The following is a 9,406-nucleotide window of genomic DNA, read 5'->3' on the forward strand; positions in this document are numbered from 1 at the left end:
TCAGAGACCGCGGCGGCCCATCGACACCGCGCGGGCGATGTCGGCGGCGACTTGCGTCCGCGATTGCCGGAAGCTCTCCGCGTCGCGGGTCATGATTGTGACGTTGACGGAGGGCGCGGTGCCGCGCCCGCCATATCCCGCAGCCTCGCGGCGCGAGAGCACCCGCTCGCCGCGCTGCAGGATCGCGGGCACCTCGTCGGGTTTCAGTCCGACCCAGCCGCCGGAGTGCATCCGCGGCGCGCCCGCGAAGGCCAGTGCCGGGACCATCCGGCCGGGACCGGGAGCGCCCACCGTGCCGCCCGCATGCAGGACCGAGGCAAACATGCCCCCGGCGCCGCCGAGCACGCCCGAGAGCAGCCCCGCCAGCGGGCCGAGGATGAAGCGCCGCGCGGCGAGCCGGGCCAGATCGGCGATCATCGAGGTCACCAGATCGCGGAAGTCGAACTTGCCCTTGCGCACGAAGTCAGCGACCGCGTTCTCGGCCGCGCCGAACGCTCCCACGAGCGCCTGGCCGATATCCGCGCCGATCTCGCGCGCTCTTGCGGCATAGTCGGCGAGCGCGGCGGTGACCGCCTGCCATCCGGTGACGGCGTCCTCGGCGCCGGTGGCGGTGTCCGCCCCTGCCTGCCGCCCAGCGGCGCCCGCGCGGCCTGCCGAGGTCTCCGCCTCGTCCAGCGCCTCGGCAACGCGCCGGGCCCCGGCGGCAGCGGCATCGAGTGCGCCTTCGGTTTCCTCGCCCGACCCGCGCACGGCCTCGACCAGCGCGGTGACGGCCTCGCGCACCCCGTCGAAGGCTCCCGCGCGGGTGTCCGCTGCCCGCTGGCGGAACCGCTCGGCCATAGTGCCCGCGTTGCTGGCGGCATGATCCAGCATCGAGGCCCAGGACTGCGCGCCGAACCAGTCGATCTGGAAATCCGCGCCGATCCGGTCGGCCACGGCATTGAAGGTCGGCCCGATCATCCCGAGGAAGTCGGCCCATTTCCCCGCAAGGAAAGCCATCAGGCGGGTCCAGATGCCCTCGATATCCGCGCGCAGAGCCCGGAAGTCGTCGACCAGCGAGCCCATGGTCGTCTTGATGCCGTCCCAGACCGCGCGGGCGACATTGCCCATCAGCTCCAGCGCATTGCCGAAACCCCCGGCGCCCGTGACAAGGCGGGAAAATTGATACACCAGTTCCCCTGCGCCGACGATCAGCGCCCCGATGCCAGTGCGGATCAGCGCGCCGCGCAGGACCACGAGCGCAGTGGCTAGCCCGCGCACCGACAGCGCCGCAGCCGCCAGCCCCGCGACCCAGCGCCCGGCCATCAGGGCGGCGAATGTGCCCGCGATGCTGACAAGTCGGCCAAGGTTGTCGAAGAGCATGCGGATCGCGATGCCGAGCGGCCCGGTGGTGCGCGCCACCGCCGCCATGGCATCGGCGACAGCCTCCAGCGCGGGCGCGGCGGCAACGGCCAGCTGGTTCGACAGCCCGCGCCAGATCAGGCCGAGGCGCGAGATGGCGTCGTTGGTCCGCTCGATCTGGCGCGCGTCCTGTTCGCTGACGACGACGCCGAAATCCCGCACATCCTGTGTCGCCTGACGCAGCGTGGCGGTATCGATCCGTGTGAACACGAGCGCCGCACGGTCGCCGAAGAGCTGCGAGGCGATGGCCGCGCGCTCTGCCTCGGGCACGAAGTCCGCCAGCCGGTCCTGGATCAGCGCGATCCGCTGGTCGAGCGGCAGGGCCTGCAGTTCTCCCGCCGACAGCCGCAGGCGGCGAAGGGCTTCCGTCGCAGGTCCGGCCCCGGCGGCGGCCTGGCTCAGCCGCCGCGTCAGCTGCATCGCCGCCTGTTCGACCTGGCCCATGGACACGCCCGCCAGATCGCCCGCGCGTTCGAGCACCTGGATGCTCTCGACTGTCGTATCCAGCGAGGCCGCGAGCTTGGCCTGCGCATCCACGACGGACAGCCCCGAGCGGATCATCGCCGTGGCCGCCGCCGCAAGCGCCCCGGCTGCCGCCGCCGCCGCGATCCGCGCGCGCCGCGCGAAAGCGGCGAGCCGGGTGTTGGCCAGCTCCATCTCGCGCGACAGTCGACCGAAGCCGCGCGCACCCGCTTCGCCGACACCTTCCAGTTCGGCACGCACCTGCCGACCGCCCACCGCCGCAAGGCGGACGCTGACACGCTTTTCCGTCATTGGGGTCGCCTCGTGGAGGGGTCAGCCGCGCTCGGCGGCAAGGGTTTCGTTGGTCTTGCGCACCATCACGGCCTCGATGGGCGGCAGGAACTCGGCCATGGCCAAAGGCGGGACACCCAGCGCGCGGCCGAGGCTGAGCGCCGCGCCCATGTCCCAGCCGATCACCGCGCCGGGGAGGATTCGCAGCTGGCCGCCGAGGCGCTGCGCGAGGTCCCAGACCTGTGTGCCCTCAAGGGAGAGCGGCCGGTTCAGCCCTGCCGGGCAGTCCGGGCAGGCTTGCGGACACGCCGCGCAGTAGCTTTCGCCCCCGCCGTAGGACCACTCGGCGAGGGCGCAGAGGCGTTTTTTTCCTGTTCCAGCAGCAGGCCCTTCGCCACATAGGCCGCCTGGAAGGCCTCGAAGGCGGGCCAGATTTCGAGGAGCGCGTCGATCCCCTCGGGCGTCACGCTGACCGGGTTGCCCTCGGCATCGCCGATGCCTTCCCACTCGAGCACCGCGCGCCGCGCCACGGCCTTGGCCATGGCGAGCGCCAGTTCCTCGGTCGTGGCCTCGGGCGGCATGGCCTCGACCACTGGGTCGGCCCGGGCCGAGACCATCAGCGCGGTGGTCAGCGGGCGCAGCTTCAGCCGCACCCCGGGCAGCAGGTCGAGCCAGCGCGGCGCATTCGTCAGGTCCAGCGTCAGCATCAGTACGTCTCCCTCTCGTTCACCAGCGTCACCGTGCACATCCGCCCCAGCACCGGATCGACCGCCGCCTGCCAGTCGAAGGTGGCCTGGATGCCCTGCGGGCCGGGCACCTCGATGCGCGGGCGCGGCAGGTAGACGGCGTGGATCGTGAAGGTCAGGCTCTCGCCCGAGGGCAGCGTCCAGCCGAGTTCGATCTCGCAGGCGTCTCCGGCGATGGCTTGGTTGGCCAGCACCTGATCGGCGAAGCGCACCTCCATCCGGCCCGTGAGTGCGGCCATGCCGGGGTCGGCGCCGTCGATGCGACCATCGGCGCGGATGGTCTCGATCCGGTCGAGGTTGTTGGCATAGGTCACCTCGGCGGTGACGAGATTGCCGAGCGCCGTGCCGTTCCGGGTGACCATGCCGTTGAAATGGCCGAAGCGCAGCAGGTCGAGTGCCGCCGGTGTGGCCGCCCCGGTAGTCGCGGCCAGCGCCTCGCCCTGCGCGACCAGCCGGGCGGTGGCGGTCAGCAGCCCCGCGCGCTGCATCTGGAACGAGAGCTGGTCGACCACGCAGCCCGCATACATGGCGAACCGCGGCACCTCGGGCATGGCGACCTCGATGGCCATCGAGGGCAGCACCCAGCCGCCCGAGCGGAACTCGTGGCTATAGGGCCCGGGCGCGGTGCCGGTGGTTGTCGGCGCCCCGAACGCTCCTTTCAGCCAGAAGCCGAAGGCATTGGCGTCGATCGGCACGACCATGTCGCCATCCGCCGTCAGCGCGTCCTTGATCGGCGCCAGCGGATCGCGGCCATAGCCGAGCAGCTCGGAGTTCAGGAGCGGCTGCTCGGCCCCCAGCGTGGTGCTGGCAAACGGCATCCGCGTGTAGCCGCTGGCCGGCGGCGTGCCATAGGTCGTCTCGAACGCAAGCGCCATCAGCGCCCGCGCCCCCTGGGCTCGTGCCATGGTATTCTCCTCGGGTTGTCGGGGTCAGGCCAGCGGGTCGGCCGTGGAATAATGCAGAACCACCGGGATCACGGCGGCCTTCAGGCTGGCCGCGCCCTCGACGGGCAGATCGACCGGGCGCGGAGCTTCCGCCTCGACCCAGTCGCAAAGCCCGCCCAGCGTGCGGTCGGCTGCGAGCGCCGTGCCGATGCTGGCGGTCAGCGTGTCGAAGGCGGCGTCACGGGCGATGCCCTGCACGATAGCCTCGATCTCGGCGCGATGCTGGTAGTGGTAGGTGAGCGGCGATAATGTCACCTCGGGTTCACCCGGCTCGCCATCCCGCAGGACCAGCAGGCCAACGGCCGGCACGCGCTCAGGCAGCACCTCGCCGCGCAGGGCGGTCGCGGGCAGCGCCGAGAGCCGCGCGTGCAGCGCGGCGAGGATTGTCTCGCGGAAGGTGGGCATGCCGAACCTGTTATAATTCGCTATGTTGCGAGCGCTGATCCGAGCCAGAATCGGAGATATTCATGGGCCGACAATGGCGGAACCGATAATGACCGAATTTCAACCAGAGCCGCGTCCTTCAGCGGAAATCTTTGCAGACTTGCGTAGCCTTGCGACCTCAGACGGAGCAATACACGGTATTTCAGAGATCATCTTCCGCGACTGGGTCTATACGATCGACACGCAAGAGCGAACCGTCGTCGATGATCCGGAACACCGTTGGTCGACTTCCCGCCTAAACAAGCCGGAATTGATGCTCCTGCTGGGATTGGCAGTCCAGTCTGAGTCTGATCGAACACATACTGTGCTCGGCTACGCCTCGATCTTCATGTCGGAGGCTGACCGGCTTCTTCGGGAGCTTCACGACCGCGTCATGATCGACGTCAAATCTGCGCTGCCCGCAAACTTGCTTGAGGTTGAGAACCCCCTTGATGTTGTCGGTCCGATGGCCCGCGAAGCCATTTATTACGCTGCAGAAAGTTTCTATCTCCATCAGTTCCCACCGTTTATCCGTCAAAGATACCGGCGCGACGGCGACTGGCTTCTGCGAAGTAAGGGTATCTCTATCCTCCCGATGATCGAAATCGCCCGGTTCATCTCGGACCGGATCAACCGACAGATGTCAGTGGTCGGTCACCTCCGTAAGTCGGGCACCGCCCTGAATAGCGGTGACCTGACCAACAGCCTAATGATCCCGCTCGCGGACATTCGACGAAAGTTCAAAGGCAAGGCGGACGCGTTCGACCGACTGTTCGCGATCAATGTGACCGCGACCAACCTCGGCTTCACGGATCCGTTTGCGATCAACGAGGCCATGATCTGTCCGATCGTTCGGATCGGCGATTTCCTCTACGTTCCTAATCAGTACCGGCTCTTCGAAACGCTCTATGAGAGCCCCTTCTACTGGATGTTGCGGGATGAGAACTACATGGAAATCGCGAAGGCTAACCGCGGCACTTTTCTTGAGGCTACCGCGGCGCAAATCCTTCGATCCGTGTTCGGGTCGGAGAACGTCCATGAGAACGTGACCCTCTACAGTGGGACGAAGGACAAGGCGGGTGAGATCGACATCCTCGTCACGTACGGAGAGTTCGTGCTGGTCGTCCAAGCGAAGTCCAAGCGGATCACCATGCAGGCTCGGGCGGGTGACAAGGCCGCATTGCGCCGGGATTTCCGTGACGCTATCCAGGCCCCCTACGGCCAGGCGCTGACGTGCGCACGGTTGATTAGAATGGGTGCCACTTGCGTTCGGTCTGACGGAACCAAGATCGAAGTGCGCCGTGTGAACCGGTTGTTCCCGATGGTGGTCCTGAGTGACCACTTTCCCGCGGTAACCATGCTGGCCCGTAGCCTTCTAGAACGCGAGAAGGAGATTGCGCCTGTCATCTGGGATCTTGGAGTTTTGGACTGTGCCGCCCGGCTCTTTCCGAACCCGATCGACATGATCTTCTACCTGAAGAGCCGCTCTGATCTGTACGACCAAGTCATGTCGGAAAGCGAGCACTGCTTCATAGGCTTCCACCTGACGCACAAGTTGGCCCTGCCAGATGAGTTCCACGGTCTGGCCATCGACCGGGATTACGCGCAGCCGGTCGACGACTTCATGATGCCCTTCGATGTGGGGGTGGAGGGTATCCGCCCGAAAGGGATCTTGGAGCGCATCGATATACCGATTGTCACCGATCTCCTGAGGGAGCTGAGATCCAAGGGGCCAGAAATCGCCGCGGTGGTGGTCGATCTCTACGACTTCTCGAGTGAGATGCTTCGCGACATGGCGGCGCATATCACCCAACTTCGAAAAGAGGTAGCCGCAGGAAAGGCACTTAAGGCATTTTCGATCCCAACCACGGCCGGAGGCCTGACTTACGTTGTAGTTGACCATTTGAGCGAGAAATCACGCGCAGCAGCGAGCAGCATTGGCAGGAAGCACAAGTACGACACCAAAAGCTCGCACTGGTACGTGATCGTCGATTGTATCCAGACCGGCAACCCTATCGACGAGCTCGGATGCCTCGTTTGGGAATGGCAACAGGATCACGAGGAGCAACGACTTGCAGATCAGGTATCAGGTTTGTTTAGATCGAGTCGCTCTGTCATTCAGGTGGGTGATGCATCAAAGGCTTTAGCGGACAAGGCAAAAGATGCTTCCACTTGAGTCTCCTCGCGGATCGATAGCAACCCTCAGCCAAACCGAAGATCAGAAGAGCGTTGATGATCGAGGGCACCCGCTGTTCCATTGCCGGTGGTAATTGACGCGCGATTACCTAACCCAAACCACAATCGCTTAACGCATTCGCGCCTCCACCCACTTCGCAACGATCAGCCCCGGCACGGCGTCATGCGCCCGCGCCGCATCTCGCGCCAGGTCGAGCCGCTTCGGCAGCTTGACCTGCGGCACAAGCAGGAAGATCGGCACCGTGGTCGCGCCCCGACCGGTTTTCGCCCGTGACGCCACGGCGCGGCCCTTCGTGTTCAGCCGTCCTTCTGCGACAAGCAGGCTCGGCCCCGCTCGGCGATAGACGAAGCGCAGGCGCAGCCCCGAGCGGCGCTCCCACTCGCCGGGGGTGATCCGCCCCCCGCGCAGGGATTTGCCTGCGGCGGGAAGCGGGATCGCGAGCCAAAAGCCGTTCTTGGAGCGGATCAGCGGGCCAGTGTCGTGGGCACCGATGATGACCGGGGCCTTCGACCAGACCAGCGCCGCAGCGCTGAGGCTCGGTTTGCCCTTCGGGAACTGCTCGGACCGGATGGTGCGGGCGAGCCGGGCCCCGAGGCCCGCGCCAGTGATCTGCGCGCGCCAGGCGTCCTTTAGGCCGGTCCCGGCCTCGCGGATCGCGGCTGAGACGGCGCGCTCGCCCGCCGCGACTTCGGCCGCCATCATCGCGACGATGTCGGGATCGATGTCGAGCTTCAGTTTCACGCGGGCCTCAGATCCACGGTCCAGACCAGCCGCTCGCGGTCGCGGACGGGCTCGCCCTGGATGAGGAAAGCGTCGCCGTCGATCTCGACCCGGTCGCCTGCACGCGGATTCGCCACCTCGCTCACGCGCAGGTCGATCTGCGTGGTCTCGGTCCAGAGCCGGGCATCGCCGAAGTCGGTGATCGCATCTGCACGCCGGGCGACAATGCGCACCAGTTGTGGCGCGCCGCCCTCGGCAACATAGACCGCGTCCCGCCCGATGTTCGGATCGGCGAAGAGCAAATCGACAGTGGATGCAAAGACATTCATGGCTATGCTGTCCCCATGACACTTGTTTCCATTTCCCAGAGCCCCGCTCGCAGCCGTGCGCTTGTTGCCCTCAGAAACGCACTGATCCGTCAGCGCCCTGACGGGTCGATCGACGACAACGGCTATGCCTCAGATTTCCGGGGAAACCTGCTTCCGATAGTCCTGCCGGAGGACTTCGAGGCCGATCTCAGTGCGGGCGACGGAAACGAGCTTCAGAGCAAGTTCCGAGCGGCGCATTCCTCGTCAGCCCTTGCCGTGAACTGCTTTGCGCCGTTCCGTCGTCGCATTGGTGACTTGGTCATGTCAGACAGTGCGGCCTTCGATCACCTCCAGTTTGAGCGGAAATGCCCCACAGGTCTGCGCGGCGGGCGTTCCCCGAACCTCGACGTTCTGCTTTCAGGCCCAACTGAAGTGGTGGGGATCGAGTCCAAGCTGACCGAGTACCTTGTCAGACACCGCGCCGCCTTCTCGCCTGCCTACGCCCAGCAAATCCGCGACGACCGCCGCGATCATGGGTATTTTCGCGAGATGCTCCGCCTCAATGACGCGCCGGACAGCTATGTCTGGCTCGATGCGGCCCAGCTCATCAAGCATGCCTTCGGTCTGGCGCACACGTTCCGCGACCGCCCCACCACGCTCCTCTATCTGTTCTGGGAACCGCAGAACCCGGATGAATGCCCCGAGTTTGCGGCACATCGCGCCGAGATCGCGGCCTTCGCCGAACGGGTCTCGGGCGCAGGCCCGAGTTTCGTCGCCATGAGCTATCCGGAGCTCTGGAAAACCTGGGCGCTGACCGGGCCGGAATGGTTGACGAAACACCTCGCGGAACTCCAAGCTCGGTATTTCGTCACCATCTAGGCCCGCTCAGAACGCGCCGTTCAACCGCACCCGGCCGATGGTGTCGCCCGCGCCGCTGGCCACAGCCTCGGTCGCCACGCCGATGAGGGTGTTGTCGGTCGCGACGGTGGTGCAGCGCTTGTTGGTGTCGTCCCAGTAGACCTTGGCGCCGACGGTCCAGGCCTGGGAGCCGACCTTGGTGATGTCGAACACGCCGACGAGCGCGGTCTCGACGGGTTCGCCGAGGGCAGCGGTGCCGGAAGCGACGCCGAAGATGGAGCCGACGAGCAGGCCCTCTCCGGAGGCGACGGCATAGGGCGCGGTCAGGGTGATGGTGTTGCCGGGCTGGACGTAGTTTTTCATGGACGTGATCCTTGTGGAAAGACGAAGGGCGGCCCGTCGGGACCGCCCGCATGTCAGGGTTCAGCATGGGATGCGGATTACGCGCCCGGGTTCTTGTAGAGGCCGCGCCAGTCGATGGCCTTGGCGCCGAAGTCGAGGCGGCACTTGATCTCGACGCCGTCGACGTCGAAGCCGTTGCGGGTCTCGATGTAGGCGCCCTGCTGACCCTCGAGGTAGGCGTACTCGATGGTGTCGATCTGGTTGGGCGAGGCCGCCAGATACCAGGCGGTGGCGCTGGCGGCGTCGAGGCGCGGCTCGCTGATCGGCGACAGCGTGCGGATCGACTGCGGGACGACCTTGGCGCTGTCGGCGGGGACGAGGTTCTGGGCCACCAGCTGTTCGGCCTTCAGTTCAAGGGCTGCGGGGACGATCAGGAAGGCGGGGCGGATGTTCAGCACCGTCTTCTTGTCGAGACCCGTCTGCAGCGCCATCGCCGCCCGCGCCGCGCCGACACTCGCCACATCCAGCGCGGCACCAGTGCCGGCGAGGTTCTTGTGCGTGGTGTGGAACAGCGCGTTGCCGTCAGCCATCGCCGGGTTGGCGGTGATGATGCCCCAGACCACGTCACTTTCCAGCTGGGCGATGGAGTTGCCGTACATGGCCGGGATCCGGGTGAAGGCGTCGAGATCGTCGTTGATCAGCACCTGCCGGGTG

The 9,406-nt window shown here is 66.3% G+C and carries 11 protein-coding genes; 2 read left to right on the forward strand and 9 right to left on the reverse strand.

Features of this window, described 5'->3' with window-relative positions:
• From G3572_RS21120 to G3572_RS21140, 5 genes are all read right to left on the reverse strand, one after another.
• A complete protein-coding gene (locus G3572_RS21120) occupies window positions 1–2,175 on the reverse strand; it encodes a phage tail tape measure C-terminal domain-containing protein (protein WP_164615593.1) in 2,175 nt (724 codons plus the stop codon).
• A 21-nt stretch (window positions 2,176–2,196) separates the two neighbouring features.
• Complete coding sequence (locus G3572_RS22220) at window positions 2,197–2,340, reverse strand: DUF7697 family protein (protein WP_240335677.1); 144 nt, start codon at window positions 2,338–2,340, stop codon at window positions 2,197–2,199.
• An 83-nt stretch (window positions 2,341–2,423) separates the two neighbouring features.
• Window positions 2,424–2,861, reverse strand: a complete 438-nt coding sequence (locus tag G3572_RS21130) for a phage-derived protein YdaY family protein (protein WP_164615594.1) — start codon at window positions 2,859–2,861, stop codon at window positions 2,424–2,426.
• Window positions 2,861–3,805, reverse strand: coding sequence for a phage tail tube protein (locus tag G3572_RS21135; protein WP_164615596.1), 945 nt, complete (start codon window positions 3,803–3,805; stop codon window positions 2,861–2,863). Before G3572_RS21135 ends, G3572_RS21130 begins: the two co-directional genes overlap by 1 nt.
• Window positions 3,806–3,829: 24 nt before the next feature.
• Complete coding sequence (locus G3572_RS21140) at window positions 3,830–4,249, reverse strand: acyl-CoA transferase (protein ID WP_164615598.1); 420 nt, start codon at window positions 4,247–4,249, stop codon at window positions 3,830–3,832.
• A gap of 88 nt (window positions 4,250–4,337) precedes the next feature.
• Here G3572_RS21140 and G3572_RS21955 point away from each other — a divergent pair, with 88 nt between their 5' ends.
• Window positions 4,338–6,443, forward strand: a complete 2,106-nt coding sequence (locus G3572_RS21955) for a hypothetical protein (RefSeq protein WP_205518848.1) — start codon at window positions 4,338–4,340, stop codon at window positions 6,441–6,443.
• A gap of 129 nt (window positions 6,444–6,572) precedes the next feature.
• Here G3572_RS21955 and G3572_RS21150 read toward each other — a convergent pair whose 3' ends face one another.
• Both G3572_RS21150 and G3572_RS21155 read right to left on the reverse strand, forming a co-directional pair.
• Complete coding sequence (locus tag G3572_RS21150; protein WP_164615600.1) at window positions 6,573–7,205, reverse strand: DUF6441 family protein; 633 nt, start codon at window positions 7,203–7,205, stop codon at window positions 6,573–6,575.
• Entirely contained in the window at window positions 7,202–7,513 is a 312-nt protein-coding gene (locus G3572_RS21155; RefSeq protein WP_164615602.1) for a head-tail joining protein, read from the reverse strand. Before G3572_RS21155 ends, G3572_RS21150 begins: the two co-directional genes overlap by 4 nt.
• A gap of 15 nt (window positions 7,514–7,528) precedes the next feature.
• Here G3572_RS21155 and G3572_RS21160 point away from each other — a divergent pair, with 15 nt between their 5' ends.
• Window positions 7,529–8,371, forward strand: coding sequence for a PGN_0703 family putative restriction endonuclease (locus G3572_RS21160; RefSeq protein WP_164615604.1), 843 nt, complete (start codon window positions 7,529–7,531; stop codon window positions 8,369–8,371).
• A 6-nt stretch (window positions 8,372–8,377) separates the two neighbouring features.
• On the opposite strand, the gene G3572_RS21165 is transcribed toward G3572_RS21160, so the two are convergent.
• Window positions 8,378–8,713 (reverse strand): DUF2190 family protein, encoded by a 336-nt coding sequence (locus G3572_RS21165; RefSeq protein ID WP_164615606.1) that lies wholly within the window; start codon window positions 8,711–8,713, stop codon window positions 8,378–8,380.
• A gap of 77 nt (window positions 8,714–8,790) precedes the next feature.
• A partial coding sequence (locus tag G3572_RS21170; RefSeq protein ID WP_205518849.1) for a phage major capsid protein occupies window positions 8,791–9,406 on the reverse strand: 616 nt, incomplete at its 5' end.

Origin of the sequence: Pseudotabrizicola algicola, from assembly GCF_010915705.1 — a bacterium.
In the GTDB taxonomy this organism is placed as follows: domain Bacteria; phylum Pseudomonadota; class Alphaproteobacteria; order Rhodobacterales; family Rhodobacteraceae; genus Pseudotabrizicola; species Pseudotabrizicola algicola.

Excerpts from the sequence above, each read along its gene's own strand:
- G3572_RS21130 (WP_164615594.1), bottom strand. The coding sequence starts at position 2,861 with ATGCTGACGCTGGACCTGACGAATGCGCCGCGCTGGCTCGACCTGCTG.
- G3572_RS21160 (WP_164615604.1), top strand. The coding sequence starts at position 7,529 with ATGACACTTGTTTCCATTTCCCAGAGCCCCGCTCGCAGCCGTGCGCTT.
- G3572_RS21135 (WP_164615596.1), bottom strand. The coding sequence starts at position 3,805 with ATGGCACGAGCCCAGGGGGCGCGGGCGCTGATGGCGCTTGCGTTCGAG.
- G3572_RS21155 (WP_164615602.1), bottom strand. The coding sequence starts at position 7,513 with ATGAATGTCTTTGCATCCACTGTCGATTTGCTCTTCGCCGATCCGAAC.
- G3572_RS21955 (WP_205518848.1), top strand. The coding sequence starts at position 4,338 with ATGACCGAATTTCAACCAGAGCCGCGTCCTTCAGCGGAAATCTTTGCA.
- G3572_RS21140 (WP_164615598.1), bottom strand. The coding sequence starts at position 4,249 with ATGCCCACCTTCCGCGAGACAATCCTCGCCGCGCTGCACGCGCGGCTC.
- G3572_RS21165 (WP_164615606.1), bottom strand. The coding sequence starts at position 8,713 with ATGAAAAACTACGTCCAGCCCGGCAACACCATCACCCTGACCGCGCCC.
- G3572_RS21120 (WP_164615593.1), bottom strand. The coding sequence starts at position 2,175 with ATGACGGAAAAGCGTGTCAGCGTCCGCCTTGCGGCGGTGGGCGGTCGG.